Source organism: Longimicrobiaceae bacterium (assembly GCA_035936415.1).
Taxonomy (GTDB): domain Bacteria; phylum Gemmatimonadota; class Gemmatimonadetes; order Longimicrobiales; family Longimicrobiaceae; genus JAFAYN01.
This window is the reverse complement of the sequence record DASYWD010000426.1, coordinates 1-18,584: the sequence shown is the minus strand read 5'-3', so window position 1 is coordinate 18,584 and position 18,584 is coordinate 1. Positions and strand designations below refer to the sequence as shown.

At 71.1% G+C, this 18,584-nt stretch carries 15 protein-coding genes and 1 pseudogene; all 16 read right to left on the bottom strand.

What is annotated here, in order from left to right; genetic code table 11:
- Positions 1 to 26 precede the first annotated feature (26 nt).
- Positions 27 to 722: a lysophospholipid acyltransferase family protein gene (locus VGR37_17365; GenBank protein HEV2149180.1), complete on the bottom strand. Its 696-nt coding sequence runs from the start codon at positions 720 to 722 to the stop codon at positions 27 to 29.
- Positions 709 to 1,860 (bottom strand): lipid-A-disaccharide synthase, encoded by a 1,152-nt coding sequence (gene lpxB, locus VGR37_17360; GenBank protein HEV2149179.1) that lies wholly within the window; start codon positions 1,858 to 1,860, stop codon positions 709 to 711. The genes VGR37_17365 and lpxB overlap by 14 nt, the downstream gene beginning before the upstream one ends.
- Positions 1,861 to 1,974: 114 nt before the next feature.
- Positions 1,975 to 2,964, bottom strand: coding sequence for a Gfo/Idh/MocA family oxidoreductase (locus VGR37_17355; protein ID HEV2149178.1), 990 nt, complete (start codon positions 2,962 to 2,964; stop codon positions 1,975 to 1,977).
- Positions 2,961 to 3,749 carry an acyl-ACP--UDP-N-acetylglucosamine O-acyltransferase gene (gene lpxA, locus VGR37_17350; GenBank protein HEV2149177.1) on the bottom strand — a complete coding sequence of 263 codons (789 nt, stop codon included), beginning with the start codon at positions 3,747 to 3,749 and terminating at the stop codon, positions 2,961 to 2,963. The genes VGR37_17355 and lpxA overlap by 4 nt, the downstream gene beginning before the upstream one ends.
- Positions 3,750 to 3,755: 6 nt before the next feature.
- Positions 3,756 to 5,045, bottom strand: a complete 1,290-nt coding sequence (locus tag VGR37_17345) for a bifunctional UDP-3-O-[3-hydroxymyristoyl] N-acetylglucosamine deacetylase/3-hydroxyacyl-ACP dehydratase (GenBank protein ID HEV2149176.1) — start codon at positions 5,043 to 5,045, stop codon at positions 3,756 to 3,758.
- 34 nt (positions 5,046 to 5,079) lie between these two features.
- Entirely contained in the window at positions 5,080 to 6,126 is a 1,047-nt protein-coding gene (lpxD, locus tag VGR37_17340) for a UDP-3-O-(3-hydroxymyristoyl)glucosamine N-acyltransferase (protein ID HEV2149175.1), read from the bottom strand.
- Positions 6,127 to 6,202: 76 nt separating this feature from the next.
- On the bottom strand, positions 6,203 to 6,778 hold the full coding sequence (locus tag VGR37_17335; protein HEV2149174.1) for an OmpH family outer membrane protein: 576 nt from the start codon (positions 6,776 to 6,778) through the stop codon (positions 6,203 to 6,205).
- A 22-nt stretch (positions 6,779 to 6,800) separates the two neighbouring features.
- The gene (gene bamA / locus VGR37_17330) at positions 6,801 to 9,260 is read right to left on the bottom strand and encodes an outer membrane protein assembly factor BamA (protein ID HEV2149173.1); all 2,460 of its coding nucleotides are present in this window, start codon (positions 9,258 to 9,260) and stop codon (positions 6,801 to 6,803) included.
- Positions 9,261 to 9,280: 20 nt separating this feature from the next.
- Complete coding sequence (locus VGR37_17325) at positions 9,281 to 11,764, bottom strand: ATP-dependent Clp protease ATP-binding subunit (protein HEV2149172.1); 2,484 nt, start codon at positions 11,762 to 11,764, stop codon at positions 9,281 to 9,283.
- Positions 11,765 to 11,809: 45 nt separating this feature from the next.
- Positions 11,810 to 12,922 (bottom strand): protein arginine kinase, encoded by a 1,113-nt coding sequence (locus VGR37_17320; protein ID HEV2149171.1) that lies wholly within the window; start codon positions 12,920 to 12,922, stop codon positions 11,810 to 11,812.
- A gap of 18 nt (positions 12,923 to 12,940) precedes the next feature.
- Positions 12,941 to 13,447 (bottom strand): UvrB/UvrC motif-containing protein, encoded by a 507-nt coding sequence (locus tag VGR37_17315; protein HEV2149170.1) that lies wholly within the window; start codon positions 13,445 to 13,447, stop codon positions 12,941 to 12,943.
- A 41-nt stretch (positions 13,448 to 13,488) separates the two neighbouring features.
- Positions 13,489 to 14,223 (bottom strand): ABC transporter ATP-binding protein, encoded by a 735-nt coding sequence (locus tag VGR37_17310; protein HEV2149169.1) that lies wholly within the window; start codon positions 14,221 to 14,223, stop codon positions 13,489 to 13,491.
- Positions 14,216 to 15,457: an ABC transporter permease gene (locus VGR37_17305; GenBank protein ID HEV2149168.1), complete on the bottom strand. Its 1,242-nt coding sequence runs from the start codon at positions 15,455 to 15,457 to the stop codon at positions 14,216 to 14,218. Before VGR37_17305 ends, VGR37_17310 begins: the two co-directional genes overlap by 8 nt.
- Before the next feature lie 28 nt (positions 15,458 to 15,485).
- A complete protein-coding gene (gene lysS, locus VGR37_17300) occupies positions 15,486 to 17,027 on the bottom strand; it encodes a lysine--tRNA ligase (protein ID HEV2149167.1) in 1,542 nt (513 codons plus the stop codon).
- Positions 17,027 to 18,052, bottom strand: a pseudogene (prfB, locus tag VGR37_17295) (peptide chain release factor 2). The gene lysS and the pseudogene prfB overlap by 1 nt, the downstream one beginning before the upstream one ends.
- Positions 18,053 to 18,272: 220 nt before the next feature.
- Positions 18,273 to 18,584 (bottom strand): hypothetical protein (locus VGR37_17290; GenBank protein ID HEV2149166.1); only part of this gene is annotated, 312 nt, incomplete at its 5' end.

The window sequence follows — 18,584 nt, the reverse complement described above, 5'->3', positions numbered from 1 at the left end:
CCAGCGCGCGACCCAGGCGCGCGCGCTCACCCCCGCTCCCATCCCTCCTCGTCGTCCACGAGGGCGGTAAGCTCGTTCAGGCGTGCCTCCACCTCGCGGGAGATCTGCTCCAGGTCTGCGTCGTCCGCGTCGCGGGGAACCCAGATCGGCTCGCCGTACGCGATGCGCACCCGGGAGAAGGGCTTCGGCACCAGAAAGCGGTCCCAGCTCCCGAACCACCACGCCCGGCTCGCCCCGCCCGCGCCGGGGATGATCGGCGCGCCCGTGAGCTGCGCCGCCAGGAGCGCGCCGGGCTTCATCACCTGGCGGGGGCCGCGCGGGCCGTCGGGCGTGATCGCGACCGACCGCCCCGCGCGCAGGTACCGCACCAGCTCGCGCAGGGCTCCGGCGGCGCGCCGGCTGCTGGAGCCCCGAACGGTGGTGTACCCCCACTTCTGCACCACCCGCGAGATGTACTCCCCGTCGCGGTGCTGGCTCACCACCGTCACGAGCCGCCGGTGGCGGTTCCAGTACGTACAGGGAAGGAGCCGCCCGTGCCAGAGCACCAGGACGGCCGCCCTCCCCTCCCTTTCCAGACGCTCCAGGTTCTCCACCCCCCGGTGCGAGACCCGGCAGGTCTCCAGGAGGGCGGACAGGAGGCCGCCCCCCGCGCCCGCGACCAGCCGGGTCTTCAGACCGGCGTCCCGGGAGCCCGGGCGGTCCCCGGCGTCAGGCCTGGCCACGGTCCTCCAGCAGCCTCGCCGCGATGGCCGCGGTGCGCTCCGCCGCGCCGCCCTCCCCCTCGCCAGCCGCCAGCTTCGCGCGGATCGCCGCGAGCTTCCCCACCATCTCCCGCCGCCGGGGGGAGCTCCCGTCGAGGAGAGGGAGGATCGCCGCAGCGAGCGACTCCGGCGTGGCCTGCTCCTGCACGAACTCGGGGAAGACGCGGTCCTCCGCGATCAGGTTCGCCAGCGCGATGTGGGGCACCTTGACCAGCCGCTTCGCCATGGCGTAGCTGAGCGGGTTCATCCGGTACGCCACCACGGCCGGGGTCCCGGCGAGCGCCGTCTCCAGTGTGGTGGTCCCGGACTTCACCAGCGCCGCGTCCGCGTGCTCCAGCAGCCCGGACGCGCCCGGCAGCAGCGGCCACCGCGTCCCGGCGTAGATGGAGCGGTCGACGTCGCCGGGGATGCCGACGACGGGCTGCACCGCCGGCTCGGCGGCGGCGACGCGCTCCGCCGCAGCGGAGAAGAGCGACAGGTGCCGACGGACCTCCTGCGGACGGGAGCCGGGGAAGAGGGCGAGGACGGGGCGCCGGGGGTCCAGCCCGGCGCGGGCGGCCCATTCGGCGCGGGACTCCCCGCGCGGCGGGAGGTCCAGGAGGGGGTGTCCGACGAAGACGGCGTTGACGCCGCGGTCGCGGAGGAACTTCTCCTCGAAGGGGAGCACCACGGCGACCACGTCCGCGTCGCGCGCCATGTCGCGCGTCCGCTCGGCGTGCCACGCCCAGACCTGGGGGGAGATGTAGTAGAGGACGGGGATCCCCCGCTGCCGCGCGTGCCTGGCGAGGCGGAGGTTGAAGCCGGGATAGTCGATGGGGACCACCAGGTCCACCCCCTCGCGCTCCAGCGCGGAGAACACCCGGCGCCGGAGGCCGATGAAGAAGGGGAGGTGGCGCAGGACCTCCACGAAGCCCATCACCGCCAGCTCCTCGACGCCCGCGAGGAGCTCCACCCCCTCGGCGGCCATCCGCGAGCCGCCCAGCCCCAGCAGCCGGGCGTCGGGGAGGCGCGCACGCAGAGCGCGGGCGAGCCCGGCGCCGTGGAGGTCGCCGGAGGGCTCGCCCGCCGCGATGAAGAGGGTGGGCCGTCTGCCGCTCAACCCGGCAACCGTGAAAGGAGGAACCAGATCGCGGCCACCACGACCACCAGGAGGATCAGGAGACGCGTCGGGGACGGCGGCGGAGTCCCGCCCTGCACGTTCGCCCGGCGCCGTCTAGGCCGGCTGCCAGGAGGCACCATTGTGCTCGATCCGTCCCAGGATGTCCAGCGCCACCGCGAGCGCCCGCCGCCCGTCGTGCCCGCTCACCACCAGCGGCCCCTCGCCGCGGACCGCGCGCACCCACGACTCCAGCTCCGCGCGGAGCGGCTCGTTGCCGTCTCCGCGCAGCTCCACGCGGTCCACCAGCCCCAGCAGCGCCGCGGGGCCGACCTCCCCCTCGGGGAGGCGCGCGCCCTTCCTCAGCCGCAGGAATTCCCCCGTCCCCGCCGCCAGGTCCAGCGACATGTACCCCGAACTCTGGAAGAAGCGGATCTTCCGCATCCGCTCCAGCGACACGCGCGACGCGGTGATGTTCGCCACGGCGCCACCCTCGAAGCCCATGCGCGCGTTGGCGATGTCGGTGCTCCCGGTGAGCACCGGCACCCCGATGGCGTGCACTTCCTCCACCTCGCGCCCCACCAGCCCCAGGACGAGGTCGATGTCGTGGATCATCAGGTCCAGCACCACCGCCACGTCGGTCCCGCGCGGGTTGAAGGGCGCCAGCCGGTGCGACTCCACGAAGCGGGGCCCCTCCAGGTGCTCCTCGCAGGCGCGCAGCGCCCCGTTGAAGCGCTCCACGTGCCCGGTCGCCACCAGCACTCCCGCGGCCTCCGCCGCGCCGACGATCCGGTCCGCCTCTTCCAGCGTGGAGGCGATCGGCTTCTCGATCAGCAGGTGCACCCCGCGCTCCAGCGCCGCCAGGGCGACCTCCGCGTGGCGCGTGGTGGGAACCGCGACCACCGCCGCCTCCACTCCGGCCAGCAGCTCCTCCAGCGCCGCGAAGGCGCGGACGCCGAGCTCCTCCGCCACCCTCGCGGCGCGCGCCTCGTCCACGTCGTACACCCCGGCGAGCCGTGCCCCCGGGACGTCCCGCAGGATTCGCGCATGGTGGAAGCCCAGCGAGCCGACCCCCACCACCCCCACGGGGAGCGCGGAGCCGTTCACACCGACACCCCCCGCTCGCTCCGCTCGAAGAAGGCCAGGAAGTTCTCCACCTCCGGGATCTCCCGGAGCTCCTCGCGCGCACGGGCGAGCGCCTGCGTCGTGTTGTGCGCGGAAGCGAAGAAGAGCCGGTACGCCCGCTTCAGCTCCCGGCGCACCTCCTCCGGGAAGCCGCGCCGCTGCAGCCCCACGGAGTTCAGGCCGTAGAGCTGCAGGGGGATCCCCGCCGCCTTCACGTACGGGGGCACGTCCTTGGCGATCCGCGACTGCCCGCCCACGAAGGCATGCTGCCCGATGCGGACGAACTGGTGGATCGGCGTCATCCCGCCCACGATCACCCAGTCCTCGATGGCCACGTGCCCCGCCATGTTCACGGCGTTGGAGAGGATCACGTGGTTCCCTATGCGGCAGTCGTGCGCCACGTGGACGTACGACATCAGCAGGCAGTCGCTCCCCACCGACGTCACCCCGCTCGCCGCGGTCCCGCGGTTGAGCGTGGCGTACTCGCGCACGTGGGTGCGGTCGCCCACCACCAGGCGGGTCGGCTCGCCGCGGTACTTCAGGTCCTGCGGAGCAGTCCCCAGCACCGCGCCCTTGTGGAGCACGCACTCCGCGCCCACGGTGGTGTCGCCCTCGATCAGGACGTGCGGGCCCACCTGCGTTCCCGGCCCGATCCTGGCCTCCGGGCCGATGATGCTGTACGGGCCCACCGACACGCCCTCGCCCAGCTCCGCGGCCGGGTCCACGATCGCGGTGGGGTGGATCTGCGCTTCGGTCAAGGTCGCCATCCCTCGCTACCGCTCCACCACGCGCGCCATCATGTCCGCCTCGGCGGCGAGCTGGCCGTCCACGGTGCCCACGCCGCGCATCTTCACCGTGGCCCCGCGCACCTGGGTCAGCTCCACCTCGAACCGGAGCTGGTCGCCCGGGGTGACGGGCCGGCGCCAGCGGACGTTGTCCACCCCGAGGAAGTAGATGACCTTGTCCTCCAGGTTCTCCACGTTCTCCAGCACCAGGAGCCCGCCCACCTGCGCCATCGCTTCGATGATCAGCACCCCGGGCATCACCGGCCGGCCCGGGAAGTGGCCCTGGAAGAAGGGCTCGTTGATGGTCACGTTCTTGAGCCCCACGATGCGCTTCCGCTCCTCGAACTCCACCACCCGGTCCACCAGGAGGAAGGGGTAGCGGTGCGGCAGGTACTGCATGATCTGCTCGATGTTCAGGATCGGCCGGGCGAGCGCCTTCTTCTCGCGCCGGGCGACCAGCTCCCGCGCCAGCGCCACGTTCCCGCGGTGGCCCGGCCGCTCCGCCACCACGTGCGCGGCCAGGCGGGCGCCGACCAGCGCCAGGTCGCCCACCACGTCCAGCGCCTTGTGGCGAACGAACTCGTCCGGGAAGCGAAGCTCCATCCCCTCCACCAGCCCCGTCTCGGTGAGGACCACGGCGTTCTCCACCGTGCCGCCCTGTGCCAGCCCCCGCTCGCGGAGCGCCGCCACGTCCCGCTCGTAGCAGAAGGTGCGCGCCGGGCCGACCTCGCGGCCGAAGCTCTCCGGAGAGACCCGGAAGGAGCCGAACTGCCGGCCGATCAGCGGATGCTCGAACTCGATCGTGGTGGAGACCCGGTAGTCCGGCGAGGGCGCCACCACGTAGGTGGAGCCCTTCTCCTCCACCGAGAACGCTTCGTCGACGGAGAGGATCCGCGCCGGCGCATCCTGCTCCTCGATCCCGGCGTCGGCCAGGAGATCCAGGAAGAGCTTCGCGCTCCCGTCGCCGGCCGGCGGCTCGTGCGCGTCCAGCTCCACCAGCAGGTTGTCGATCCCCAGCGCCACCACGGCGGAAAGGAGGTGCTCCACCGTGTGGACGCGGGCCTCCCCGGCGGCGATGGTGGTGCCGTGGTCCGTGTCGACCACGTTGCCGACCAGCGCCGGCACCTCGGGCGAGCCCGGCAGGTCCGTGCGGCGGAAGACGATCCCGGTGTTCACCGGGGCCGGGAGGAGGCGCAGGCGGGCCCGCACGCCGGTGTGCAGGCCCGTTCCCTCGGCCTCCCGCGGGGCCCCGATCGTGTTCTGTCTCGGCGTGCTCATCCGTTTCGAAGACCGCCGCGCGGCGGGTTGTCAGTCAGTCGGTTTGGGTTCCCTCTGCTTTTCCGAACACCGCCCGCTCCAGGCGGCGGACCTGCTTCACCAGCTCCGGCAGCCGGAAGAGGTGCGCGCTCACGCGCATCGCCTCGCGGTGCGGCCGCGCCGGGTAGCCCGAGACCGTCTCCCCGGCCGGCACGTCGCCGATCACCCCGGCCTGCCCGCCCACCCGGGCTCCGGCCCCGATGGAGATGTGCCCCTGCACCCCCGCCTGCCCGCCGAGCACCGCGTAGTCGCCCACCGTGGTGCTCCCGGAGATCCCCACCTGCGAGACCACGATCACGTGCCGCCCGATGCGGCAGTTGTGGCCGATCATCACCAGGTTGTCGATCTTGGTGCCCCGCCCCACCACCGTGTCGCCCACCGAGCCGCGGTCGATGGTGCAGTTGGCGCCGATCTCCACGTCGTCCTCGATGCGGCACCCCCCCACCTGGGGGACCTTGCGATGCGCGCCTTCCACGAACGCGTAGCCGAAGCCGTCGGCCCCCAGCCGCGTCCCCGAGTGGACGATGCAGCGCTCGCCCAGCGTCACCCCGCGGTAGAGCGTCACGTGCGGATGGAGGACCGAATCCGCGCCCACCACGCACCCGTCCCCGACCACCGCCTGCGCGCCGATCCGCGCGCGCGGCCCGATCCGGACCCCCCGCCCGACCACGGCGTACGCCCCCACGCTCGCGCCCTCTCCGACCTCCGCCCCCTCGCCGACCACGGCGGTGGGGTGGACACCCGGTGGCTCGGGGATCTCGGGGTAGAGCAGCGGGAGCACCGCGGCAAGCGCCGCGTGAGGATCGTCCACGCGGATCTCCGCGGTCCCCGCCGGGGGCGTGCAGTCCAGCCCGCGCGCCACCAGCACCGCCCCGGCCGAAGAGGCATCAAGATACGGGAGGTACCGGGGGTTGGCAACGAACGAAAGGTGCTCCGGCCCGGCGGCGTCCAGCGCCGCCACCCCGCGGATCGGCCGCGCGGGGTCGCCCTGCACCTCTCCACCCACCAACTCCGCGATCTCGGAAACGGTCAGCTCCGGCATGATCTTACGGCAGGAAACAGAACGTGCCTGCGGCCCCGGGAGGGACCGCAGGCACAGGGAACGGGCGAAGCCCGGACTACGGACGGCGTGCGGGCGGCTGCTGCGCCGGCGCCGCCGGGGCCGGAGAAGCGAGGAGCCGCTGCCGGACCGTGTCGCTGAGGTCCAGCGACGGATCGGCCGCCACCAGCCCGCTCTCCCCCACGCTGAAGATCATCGAGTAGTTCTGCTCGCGGCGGATCTGCTCCACGATCTCGGGGATGCGGCGCACGTACGGCTGCACGAGGAGTTGGAGCGCCTGCTCCCTCTCCTCGGCCGCCTGCTGCAGCGGCTGAAGCTGCTGCTGGTACTGCTGCATGGTCGTCTGCAGGCGCTGCTGCTCCTGCTGGCGGCGCTCCGCGGTGGCGGTCACCGGGAGGTTGCTGAACGCCTGCTGCATGGCCTGGAACTGCCGGCCCAGCGAGTCCGCGCGAGTCTGGTACGCCGTGGCGGCGGCCTCGAGCTGCTGCAGCGCCTGCGCCGCCGCGGGGATCCCGGACAGGATCTTGTCCGTGTTCACGTAGCCGAACTTCGGTGCCTGCGCCTCGGCGGGGCGCACCGCCCCGGCCAGGAGGGCGAGTGCCAGGAGACCGCTGGCGGACAGAAAACGCTTCATTCGAACGCTCCGTGGTTTGGTGTCAGAAGCCCTGACCGAACTTGAAGTGCACCTCCCAGCCCGGCACCGGCCTGTCGAAGCCGTACGCGATGTCCAGACCGATCGGGCCGAACGGGGTCACCACCGTTCCCCCGAACCCGGCGCCGCGGAAGAGCCGATTCGGGTTGAACTGCTCCGCCCTCCGCCAGACGTTCCCCGCGTCCCCGAACGCCGAGACGGAGAGCTGGTCGGTGACCCGCACCGCGTACTCCGCGGACACCGTGAAGAACGAGTTCCCCAGGCATTCCAGCCGGAAGCTGCTCCCGCCGCAGCTCTCGTCGAAGCCCAGGGCGTTGATCGAGGCGTCCGGGTAGCCGCGGAGCGGCTGGCCCAGGCGCGTCCCGCCCGCGTAGAACTGCTCGAACGGGAAGAGCGAGGCGTCGCCGAAGATCGTCCCCGCGCGGGCATTCAGCCCCAGCGCCATCCGGATCGGCCGCTGCCCCGGTGCGGACCCGCCCACCCGCGCGACCGGCACCCACCACTCCAGATCGGTGGAAACCTTCTGGAAGCTCCCGTCGCCGCCGAGCGGCCCGCCCGTCTGCGCCACCGACAGCGACTGCCGCGTCCCCGAGATCGGGAAGAGCGGGTGGCTCTTGGTGTCGCGGGTCAGCGCCAGCGATAGGCTGCTCGCCGTCGCGTCCGGAAGGCACTCGATCTCCGTGGACTCGGGCGCGCAGTCCTCGTCGTTCGGGCCGAAGTAGCCCGTCCGCGACAGCGAGTACCCAACGAACGCCCGCGTCCGGAAGAGCCCGGGCACCGGGAGGCCCACCTGCAGCGAGCCGCCGGTCCGCAGGCGCCGCACGTTCCCGAAGGTGAAGTAGCGGTCGCCGGTGTGGAACACGGAAGCGCTCGCGGAGTTCCGGGTCCCGAACACCGCCGGGTCCGTGTACGACGCTTCCAGCGCGGTCCGCCCGTAGCCCAGCTCCCCGCGCAGGCTGGCCTGCTTCCCCTGCCCGAAGAGGTTGGGCTGCGCGTAGCTCAGGTAGCCCGAGAAGCCGCCGCCGCGCCCGGCGTAGCTCCCGCCGATCATGGTGCCGAAGCTGATCTGCCCCGTCTGCTTCTCCTTGACGACGAAGGTGATGTCCACCTCGCCCGTCTCGGGGTCAGGCCGGATGTCCGGCGTCGGGAGCGGGGTCTCGAAGAACCCGAGCGCGCCGATGCTGGTGTAGCTGGCGATCAGCCGCTCCTCGTTGTACACGTCGCCCGGGAGCACCAGCAGGCGCTCGCGGATCACCGACTCGTGGGTGAAGGTGTTCCCCTCGATGTTCACCGAGCGGACGTAGAAAGGCTGCTGCTCGGAGATGGCCCAGACCACGTTCACCGTGGGCGACTCGCCCGGGGCGGAGGCGGGCACCCGGCGGATGATCGGCTCCACCTGGGCGTACAGGTACCCCTCGTTGTTGTACATCCGCCGCAGCTCGCCCGTGGCGTCGTCCAGGGCGGCCCGGTTGAAGACCTGGCCCTTTTCGCGCTGGCCGCCCCCACCGAAGGGGAGGCCGAGCACGGATCCGCGCTCGACGATGTACAGCCGCGCCACCTCGTCGGTGGGGAAGCGCGAGTTCCCCTCCACCCGGAACTCGCCCAGGCGGTACTGCGGCCCCTCGGCGACGTCCACCACGAGGCGTGCCTTCCCGGTCTGCGGGTCGACCACCAGCGTGTCGGAGAGCACGGCGAAGTCGATGTACCCCCGCGCGCCGTAGAACGACGGCAGGCGCTCGCGCAGGTCGGCCTGGAATGTCTCCCGGTCGAAGCGCCCGGAGCGGAACCAGAAGAACCCCTCCTCCTTCGTGCGCATCGCGCCCTGGAGCGCGTCGTCCGAGAACGCCTGGTTCCCCTGGAAGTCGATGTCCGCGATCGCCAGCCGGTTCCCCTCCCGGACGTTGAACGTCAGGCGGTAGGCCCCCGCCGGCGAGCTCACCGGGGTCAGCGCCGTGTCGATGGAAGCGACCTGGAGCCCCTGCTTGGCGAGGAGCTCGCGGATCATCTGCTCCGTCCGGACCACCAGCGCCGGGTTCAGCGGCTGGTTGGGCCGCAGCCCCACCGTGTCGCGCACGGTGCTCGCGCTCACGCTGCGCAGCCCCTCGAACTCGTACTGCGCGATGAGCGGACGCTCGCTGACCTGCACCACCAGCGTCACGCCTGGGCCGGGGGTGTCCCGCGAAAGGATCTCCACCGACTCGAAGTTCCCCGTCGCCATGAGGCGGCGGATCGCCGTCTGGATCTCCGGCCCGCGCAGCACCGTCCCGGGGCGGAGCCCCGAGGTGGTGCGGATCGCCGCTTCACCCACGCGCTGGTTGCCCCGGACCTCGACCGAGTCGAGGACGGTAGCCGGCTGCTGCGCGGGAGGTGCGGTGGGGGTCGGTTCCTGGGCGCGTGCGGAGGGAACGGCCGCGCCCGTCGCTGTAATGCCGAGGAGGGCCGCGAGAACCGCGACCCTCCCCATCCGGCTGCCGAATCGAGACATTACGTCTTGGATGAAGAGGGAACTCTGAACGCGAGCGACTGCCCGTCCTCGGCGACCGAGACCTCGACCTCGTCCCCGGGCGAGAACTCCGCCAGGAGGATCTTCTCCGAGAGCGGGTCCTCCAGGTAGCGCTGGATCGCCCGCTTGATCGGACGCGCGCCGAACTTCTCGTCGTACCCGTGCTCGATCATGAAGTTCACCGCCTCGTCGGTGAGCTTCAGCTTGAGCTCCTCCTCCTGGAGACGCTTCTCCACGTCGGCGAGGAGGTTGTGGATGATCTGCCCGATCTCCTCGCGGGTGAGCGGGTGGAAGATGATCGAGTCGTCCAGCCGGTTGATGAACTCCGGGTTGAACGCGCGCTCGATCTCCTCCTTGATCTTCTCCTCCATGCGCTCGAACTGGGTCTGGTTGCTCTGGGTGTGGAAGCCCAGGCCCGGCCCCTTCCCGATGTCGCGCGCGCCGAGGTTGGAGGTCATGATGATGACCGTGTTCTTGAAGTCGATCACCCGGCCGTAGTTGTCCGTCAGGTGCCCCTCGTCCAGCACCTGCAGGAGGATGTTGAAGACGTCCGGGTGCGCCTTCTCGATCTCGTCCAGGAGGACCACCGAGTACGGCTTGCGGCGGACCGCCTTGGTCAGCGTCCCCGAGTCCTCGTAGCCCACGTATCCCGGAGGCGCGCCGATCAGCCGCGACACGGAGAACTTCTCCATGTACTCCGACATGTCCACGCGGATCAGGGCGTCGCGGTCGGCGAAGAGGAACTCCGCCAGCGCGCGGGCCAGCTCCGTCTTACCCACGCCCGTGGGCCCGGCGAAGATGAACGAGCCGATCGGCCGGCGCGGGTCCTTGAGCCCCGCACGGGAGCGGCGGATCGCGCGGGAGATCGCCTTGATGGCGCGGTCCTGCCCGATGACGCGCTGGTGCAGCTCGTCCTCCATCCCGATGAGCCGCGCCGTCTCCGCCTCGCGGAGCCGCGTGACCGGGATCCCCGTCCACCGGGAGACGATGAACGCCACGTCGTCCTCGGTGAGCGCGGGACGATGCGTGCGGCGCTCCTCCTCCCAGGCCTTCTCCTTCTCCTGGATCTCCCGCTGAAGCTCGCGCTCGTGGTCGCGCAGCTCGGCCGCGCGCTCGAAGTCCTGGTCGCGGATCGCCTCGTCCTTCTTCTCGGCGATCTCCTCCACCCGCTTCTTCAGCTCCGCCACCTCCGGCGGCGGGACCTGGGTCGCCAGGCGGGCGCGGGCGCCGGCCTCGTCGATGACGTCGATCGCCTTGTCCGGCAGGAAGCGGTCGGTGATGTAGCGCTCCGACAGCTTCACCGAGGCCTCGATCACCTCGTCGGTGATCACGATCCGGTGGTGGTCCTCGTAGTGGGACTTGAGCCCGTGGAGGATCTGCACCGCCTCCTCGATCGAGGGCGGGTCCACGGCCACCGTCTGGAAGCGGCGCTCCAGGGCGCCGTCCTTCTCGATGTACTTGCGGTACTCGTTCAGCGTCGAGGCACCCACGCACTGCAGCTCGCCGCGCGCCAGCGCCGGCTTGAGCATGTTGGAGGCGTCGATCGCGCCCTCCGCGGCGCCGGCGCCCACCAGCGTGTGCAGCTCGTCGATGAAGAGGATGATGTTCTTGTTCTGCGAGATCTCGTTCATCACCGCCTTGAGCCGCTCCTCGAACTGGCCGCGGTACTTGGTGCCGGCGATGACGGCCGCCATGTCGAGCGAGAGCACCCGGTAGTCGCGGAGCGAGTCCGGGCAGTTCCCCTCCGCGATGAGCTGCGCGAGCCCCTCGACGATGGCGGTCTTCCCGACGCCCGGCTCCCCGATGAGGACAGGGTTGTTCTTCTTGCGCCGGGACAGGATCTCCATGACGCGCTCGATCTCCTCGGCCCGGCCGATGGTCGGGTCGAGCTCGCCCTGGCGCGCCAGCTCCGTGAGGTCGCGGCAGAAGTGGTCGAGCGCGGGGGTCTTGCTCTTCTTCTCCCCCTTGGGCGTGCTGGAGCTGCCGATGGAGGACGAGGTGCTGGGAGCGGCCTGCGCGGCGTTCGGCTCGGAGCCGAGCAGCTTCAGCGTCTCCCGGCGGGCGTCCTCCAGGGTGATCCCGAGCTGCCCCAGGACCTCCGCGGCGATCCCCTTCTCCTCGCGAAGGAGGCCCAGGAGGAGGTGCTCGGTGCCGACGTACGAGTGGTTCAGCTCGCGCGCCTCGGCCATGGCGAACTCCAGCACCTTCTTGGCGCGGGAGGTGTACGGCAGCTCGCCGAGGGCGATGGTCGCCTTGCCGCGGCGCACCGACTCCTCCACGCGCTCCTGGATCTGCTCCAGGTCGACGGACAGGTTCTGCAGGACCGCTGCGGCCACGCCCTCACCCTCGCGAATGAGCCCGAGCAGGATGTGCTCGGTGCCGACGTAGTCGTGCTGGAGCCGGATCGCCTCCTCGCGGGCCATCGCGAGTACCTTCCGTACCCGGTCTGTGAAATTGTAGTTCATCGTGCCCTTTCGTTGCGAAGCATCCGTATGGCGAGAAGACAGGCCCTACCTCGGAAGCTCGCCGTCGTCGCCTTCGGGAGAGGGGTCTCCCGCCTCGGCGAGGATCCGCCGAACGTAGGCGGCGCGGTAGACGTCCACCTCCCCTTCCGGGAGGACTCCACCGGCCATCTGCTCCAGGTGTGCAGCCTGCGTGAAGATCATGATTCGATTGAGCGAGTATACACTGAGCCCGGGGAGAAGTTTCAGCCCCACGCCTAGCCTTACGCCGCTCAGCAGGTTCATGACCTCCTCGAAAGAGACGCACCGCGCGTGCCGCAGGAGACCGTAGGCGCGCCATACCTTGTCCTCGATCACCGTGGGCGCGTCCCGCAGCAGGACGTTGCGCGCCTGCATCTCGTACTGCACCACCTGCTGCACGATGCGCTGCAGGTGGTCCACCAGGTCCTCTTCCGTCTTCCCCAGCGTCGTCTGGTTCGAGATCTGGAAGAAGTTCCCCACCACCTCCGACCCTTCCCCGTACAGGCCGCGGAAGGTCAGCCCCACCTGCGAGATCCCCTGGAGGACCTTGCCGATCTCCTGGGTGAGCACCAGCCCGGGGAGGTGCATCAGCACCGAGGCCCGGAGCCCCGTCCCAACGTTGGTCGGGCACGACGTCAGGTACCCGAACTCCGTGTGGAAGGCGTAGGGGAGCCGCGCCCCCAGCTCCTCGTCCAGGCGGTCCACCAGCCCCCACGCGTCCCGCAGCCGGAACCCGCTCACCAGGCTCTGCAGCCGGAGGTGGTCCTCCTCGTTCACCATCACGCTCACGCCGTCGCGCTCCGCCAGGATCAGCGCCGCGTGCGACGGCGGGCGCCCGCCGCTCCCCTCCACCAGCTCCTTGCTGACCAGGTGCCGCTCCAGCAGGAGCTGCCGCTGCGTCGCGTCCAGCCCCGGAAGCGCCAGGGCGGCTCCGTCCCGGAGCGACTCCGTCGCCTCCGCCGCCTCCCGGGTCAGGTGGAGCACCGACCGCCGGTCCGGCTCCGTTGCCCGCAGCCCGAAGCGGAACCCTTGAAGGTTTCGTGCCAGGCGCACCCGGGTGGAAAACACGATGTCGGAGTGGGGCCCCTCCGCGCTCAGCCACTCCAGGCCGCCCTCCGGCGGCGTCTTGACGTCACGCATCGTTTCCTTCCCTCCGGCTCACTCGGCGGCCTCGGCGGCCTCGGCGCGGCGGATCTGGTCGCGCAGCACGGCCGCCCTCTCGAAGTCCTCCGACTCGACGGCGCGCGCCAGGCTCCGCCGCAGGCTCGCCACTCGCGCGGTGCGGTCCGTCTCCCGCGGGTCCGGCGGGAGGTACACCTTCCCCATGTGCTGCGTCCCTCCGTGCAGCTTGCGCAGCAGCCCCCGCAGGTGCGGCTCGAACTGCGCGTAGCAGTGCGGGCACCCCAGCCGGCCGGTGCGCTTGAAGTCGTTCATCGTCAGGCCGCAGAACTCGCAGGCGCCGCCGGCGGACGGGATCCCGACCGGGAGCCCCTTCCCCATCTGCGCCAGGAAGTCGGTCAGCGGCGCGGTCTCCGGGCCCTCCCCGGCGTCCAGCCCCATGTCCGCCGCGCAGGTGTCGCAGAGGTGCCGCGTGGTCATCTCGTCGTCGACGATCTGCGTCAGGTGGATCACCGCCGGGTTGTTCCCGCACTTTTCGCACTGCATGCTCGGTCCGCCCGCATCGTGTGTCTCGTGACGGGGGGGGCTCACCCCCCCCAGGGCCCCGCCGGCTGCTCCTCCCGCTCCGTCTCGGCGGGGATCAGCGTCCCGGCGTGGAGCCGCAATACCCGGTCCGCGCGCGCGGCCAGGTCCAGGTTGTGGGTGACGAGGATCATCGCCGCCCCGTTCTCCCGGCTCACCTCGAAGAGGAGGTCGTGGAGCCGCTCCCCCGTCGGGGGGTCCAGGTTGCCGGAGGGCTCGTCCGCCAGGAGGAGCACCGGCCGCGTGACCAGCGCGCGGGCCACCGCCACGCGCTGCTGCTCGCCGCCGGAAAGCTGCCCGGGCTTGTGCTCCAGGCGGTGCTCCATCCCCACGCTCCCGAGCATCTCCCGGGCTCGCTCGCGCGCGGCGCGCGGCCGCACGCCCGCGATCAGGAGCGGCATCGCCACGTTGTCCAGCGCGGAGAACTCCCGGAGCAGGTGGTGGAACTGGAAGACGAAGCCGATCTTCTCGTTGCGGAGTTTCGCCAGGGCCTCCGGCGGCAGCCGGGCGAGCACGCTCCCGCCCACGTGCACCTCGCCCGATGTGGGCACGTCCAGCCCGCCCAGCAGGTGCAGGAGGGTGGACTTGCCCGCCCCGCTCTGGCCGATCACGGCGATCGTCTCGCCGACCGCGACCTCGAGCTGCACCCCGTCCAGGATCTGGATCGGCCTGCCGTCGCCCCCCACGTACCACTTGGCGACGTCGCGCGCGAGGACCGCCGGCTGCGTCGGGTCACTCATGCCGGATCGCCTCCACCGGGAGGAGCCCCGCCGCCTGCCGCGCCGGGTAGACGGTCGCCAGGAAGGAGATCAGCACGCTGGCCAGCAGGATCACGATGATGTCCACCGGGTCGAAGGCGACCGGGAGGTGGTCCACGAAGTAGACGTCGCCCGGGATCTTGATCAGCTCGTAGCGGTCGATGATCCAGGTCACCAGCAGGCCGCCGGCCGCCCCCAGGGTGGAGCCGATGATCCCGATCACCAGCCCCTGCACCATGAAGATCTTCAGGACGCGCCGCGAGGTCAGCCCCATCGACTTGAGGATCCCGATCTCCCGCGTCTTGTCGGTGACCACCATCACCAGCGTGGAAACGATGTTGAAGGCGGCCACCACCACGATCAGGAGGAGGATGACGGTCATCGCCAGCTTCTCCAGCTGCAGCGCGGAGAAGAGGGACGAGTTCATCGACTTCCAGTCCTCGGAGCGGTACGGGAAGCCCAGCGCCGTCTCCAGCCGCCGCCCCACCACGTCGGCCGTCATGGGGTCCGGGACGCGCACCTCAAGCCCGGACACGGCGGTCCCGAGGTTGGTGAGGTCCTGCGCCGCCTCCAGGGTGGTGTACATGAACTTGTGGTCGTACTCGTACATCCCCGTCCTGAACCGCCCCACCACCTCGAACTTCCGCCCCCGCGGGATCACCCCGCCCACGGGGCTGACCTGTGCGCCCGCCAGCGAGAAGACGTCCACCACGTCGCCCTCGTACAGCCCGAACCGGTCGGCGAGCGCGTGCCCCACCAGCACCGGCGGGTAGCCGGAGCGGGTCTCGCCCAGCCCCACCTCCCGGCGGCGGATCTGCGCGATGATGTCGGTCACCGCCGGCCCCTCGGCGGAAGGGTCGATCCCGCGGAGGATCCCGAACTCTGCGTGGCCGCCGCGGTTCCGGAGCCCCACCTCGGTGTGCACGAAGGGCGCGGCGGCGCTGACGCCCGGCACCCTGCGGGCGCGCTCCAGCACGCGCGGCCAGTCGTCCATCCGCATGGTCTCGCCGTACGTGGTGAGCCAGATGTGCGGGTTGGTCCCCAGGATCTTGTCGCGCAGGTCGGTCTGCAGCCCGGTCATCACCGCGGTCACCACGATCAGCGCCATCACGCCCACCGTCACCCCGCCGATGGAGATGGCGGTGATCAGCGAGAGGAAGCGGGTGCCGCGTCGCGACGCGAGGTAGCGCCGGCCGATGTACCACTCCAGGTTCACGGGCTCCTCCAGGTGGACGGCGCGACGCTCACTCGGGCCGCATCGTCGGGAACAGGATCACGTCGCGGATCGACGGCTGGTCGGCCAGGATCATCGTCAGGCGGTCCACCCCCATCCCGAAGCCGCCGGTTGGGGGCATCCCGTACTCCATCGCCCGCAGGAAGTCCTCGTCCAGCGGCTGCGTCTCCTCGTCGCCCGCGAGCATGAGCCGCTTCTGCGCCTCGAAGCGCTCGCGCTGGTCGATGGGGTCGTTCAGCTCGCTGTACGCGTTGCACAGCTCCTTCCCGGCGACGATCAGCTCGAATCGCTCCGTCAGCTCCGGATCCCCCCGCTTCGGCTTGGCGAGCGGGGACATCTCCCGCGGATAGTCGGTGATGAAGGTGGGCTGGATCAGCTTCGGCTCCACCAGCGAGCCGAACAGCTCGTCGATCAGCTTCCCCCGCCCCATCGCCGCCGGGTCTTCGCTCCCCCCCAGCGCCCGGACGCGCTCCCGCAGCGCCTCCGGAGAGGCAGCTTCCACCTCCACCCCGCCGATCTCCCGCAGCGCCTCGTACATGGTGTAGCGGCGGAAGGGCGGCGTGAAGTCGATCTCGTGCCCTGCGAAGCACACGGGACCGCCGCCCAGGACCTCGCGTGCGACGTAGCCCAGCATCTCCTCCGTGAGCTCCATCACCCCCCGGTAGTCCAGGTAGGCGGCGTAGAACTCCAGCATGGTGAACTCCGGGTTGTGGAAGCGCGAGAGCCCCTCGTTCCGGAAGTCCTTGCCGATCTCGTACACCCGCTCCATCCCGCCCACGATCAGCCGCTTCAGGTACAGCTCGTCCGCGATGCGGAGGTAGAGCTGCACGTCCAGCGCGTTGTGGTGGGTCGTGAACGGCCGCGCCAGCGCGCCCCCGTAGAGCGGCTGCAGCACCGGCGTCTCCACCTCCACGAAGCCGCGCTCGTCCAGGAAGCGGCGGAGCGCGCTGACGATGCGGGCGCGGGTGACGAACACCTCGCGCACCTCGGGGTTCACGGCCAGGTCGGCGTAGCGCTGGCGGTAGCGCCCCTCCACGTCGCTGAACCCGGAGTACACGCGCCGCTCGCCCGTGTCCGGGTCGACCTCCTCCTTCCCCAGGGGGAGGGGGCGCACGGCCTTGGAAAGGAGCTCGAACCGCTCCACCCGGAGCGACACCTCGCCCGTGCGGGTGCGGAAGAGCCGTCCCTCGGCGCCCACCCAGTCGGACAGGTCCACAAGGTCCAGCAGGGCGTAGCTCTCCCCCAGGTCGTTGACGCGGAGGTAGAGCTGGATCCGCCCGGTGCGGTCGGCCAGGTGAACGAAGGTGCTCTTCCCCATCACCCGCTTCGCCACCACGCGCCCGGCCAGACGCACCGTCTCCGCCGGCCCACCCTCCCCCTCCGGCCGCTCGGACGCTTCCCACCGCTCGAAGAGCGCACGGGCGTCCTCCGCGGAGTGGGTCGGGTCGTACGCGTAGCCGAAGGGCTCCACCCCGCGCTCGCGCAGCGCCCGGACCTTGTCCAGCCGGTCCTCCACCACGCGCTCGCGCTCCATCACCTCCTGGGTCGCCATCAGTGCTCTCCGCCGGACTGCTTCAGGTACGCGTGGATGAACGGATCCAGGTCGCCGTCCATGACCTTCTGGACCTCCGGGAGCTTCAGCTCCGTGCGGTGGTCGTTCACCATCGTATACGGCTGGAAGACATAGGAGCGGATCTGGCTCCCCCAGCCGATGTCCGTCTTGGTGGACTCCAGCTTGGCCTTCTCCTTCTCCTGCTCCTCCAGCGCGCGCTGGTAGAGCGCCGCCTTGAGCATCTTCATGGCGGTCGCCCGGTTCTTGTGCTGCGAGCGCTCCTGCTGGCACGCCACCACGATCCCGGAGGGGACGTGGCGGAGGCGGACCGCGGAGCTGGTCTTGTTGACGTGCTGGCCGCCCGCGCCGGAGGCACGGTACACGTCCATCTCGATGTCCTCCTCGCGGACCTCGATCTCGATGGTGTCGTCCACCACCGGGTAGACGAACACGGAGGCGAAGGAGGTGTGCCGGCGCGCCTGCGAGTCGAACGGGGAGATGCGGACCAGCCGGTGCACCCCGCGCTCGGCCCGGAGATAGCCGTAGGCGTACTCGCCCCGGATCTCCAGCGTGGCGGACTTGATCCCGGCCTCCTCGCCCTCCTGCTGGTCGAGCAGCTCCACGTCGTAGCCGCGGCGCTCCGCCCAGCGGGTGTACATCCGCAGCAGCATCTCGGCCCAGTCCTGCGACTCCGTCCCGCCGGCTCCGGGATGGATAGTCACCAGGGCGTCGCGCTGGTCGTCGGGCCCCTGGAGCATCCTGCGGAGCTCCAGGTCGTCCAGCCCGGCGCCGACCGCCTCCACCTCGCGCTCCCACTCGGCGGAGAGCTCCGGGTCCTCGTCGACGGCGAGGAGCTCGCCCAGCTCCGTCAGCTCGTCCACCTTGGTGGCGAGGCGGCTCCAGGGGTCCGTCCACGCCTTCACGGCGTTGGCCTCGGCGATTACCTCGCGCGCCTTTTCGGCGTCGTTCCAGAACGCCGGGTCGGCCATGCGGGCTTCGAGCTGCCTCAGCTTCTCCTGCTTGGCAGCGACGTCAAAGAAACCCCCTCAGCTCATCGAGCCTTTCGCGGTACACGTCGAGCCTGGACTGCGTATCGGTGATCATGTTCGGGTCGCGGGTTCCACCAATGACAAGGGCCGCCCCTGCTGGACGGCCCTCGGGCATGTGCGCAGCGGGAATATACTCCCGCGCACTACCCCGTGCAAACGACTCCGGTTCCGGGGCGCGGGAGGGCCGTCCGGCGCCTCAGAAGACCTTCTGCCCCCGCGCCAGGATGTCGTTGAGGGCGTCGCGGAAGTGGGTGGTGCCCTGCGCCGTCTCGCGGCCCACCTGGAGCACGTACTCTTCCCAGCTCTTCTTGATCTCCTCCATGAATTCCCGCTTCAGCGTCCCGTCGCGGAGCGCCGCCTCGCGGCGGTCCGGGTGGTAGGTGACGATGTCCGAGACCAGCGCCCTCGCCAGCCGCCGCGCCTTGGCGGACGGATCCGCGGCCCCGAAGCGGGGGGCGGCGCCCGTCCGGGGTGCCGCCGGGGCCGCGGGCGTCGCAGGGGCCGGGGG

What these genes read in the sequence shown, in the direction of transcription:
- VGR37_17345 (HEV2149176.1), bottom strand. Translation starts at nt 5,045, where the DNA reads ATGAGCACGCCGAGACAGAACACGATCGGGGCCCCGCGGGAGGCCGAG.
- VGR37_17320 (HEV2149171.1), bottom strand. Translation starts at nt 12,922, where the DNA reads ATGCGTGACGTCAAGACGCCGCCGGAGGGCGGCCTGGAGTGGCTGAGC.
- VGR37_17325 (HEV2149172.1), bottom strand. Translation starts at nt 11,764, where the DNA reads ATGAACTACAATTTCACAGACCGGGTACGGAAGGTACTCGCGATGGCC.
- bamA (HEV2149173.1), bottom strand. Translation starts at nt 9,260, where the DNA reads ATGGGGAGGGTCGCGGTTCTCGCGGCCCTCCTCGGCATTACAGCGACG.
- lpxD (HEV2149175.1), bottom strand. Translation starts at nt 6,126, where the DNA reads ATGCCGGAGCTGACCGTTTCCGAGATCGCGGAGTTGGTGGGTGGAGAG.
- VGR37_17315 (HEV2149170.1), bottom strand. Translation starts at nt 13,447, where the DNA reads ATGCAGTGCGAAAAGTGCGGGAACAACCCGGCGGTGATCCACCTGACG.
- VGR37_17310 (HEV2149169.1), bottom strand. Translation starts at nt 14,223, where the DNA reads ATGAGTGACCCGACGCAGCCGGCGGTCCTCGCGCGCGACGTCGCCAAG.
- lysS (HEV2149167.1), bottom strand. Translation starts at nt 17,027, where the DNA reads ATGGCGACCCAGGAGGTGATGGAGCGCGAGCGCGTGGTGGAGGACCGG.
- VGR37_17335 (HEV2149174.1), bottom strand. Translation starts at nt 6,778, where the DNA reads ATGAAGCGTTTTCTGTCCGCCAGCGGTCTCCTGGCACTCGCCCTCCTG.
- lpxA (HEV2149177.1), bottom strand. Translation starts at nt 3,749, where the DNA reads ATGGCGACCTTGACCGAAGCGCAGATCCACCCCACCGCGATCGTGGAC.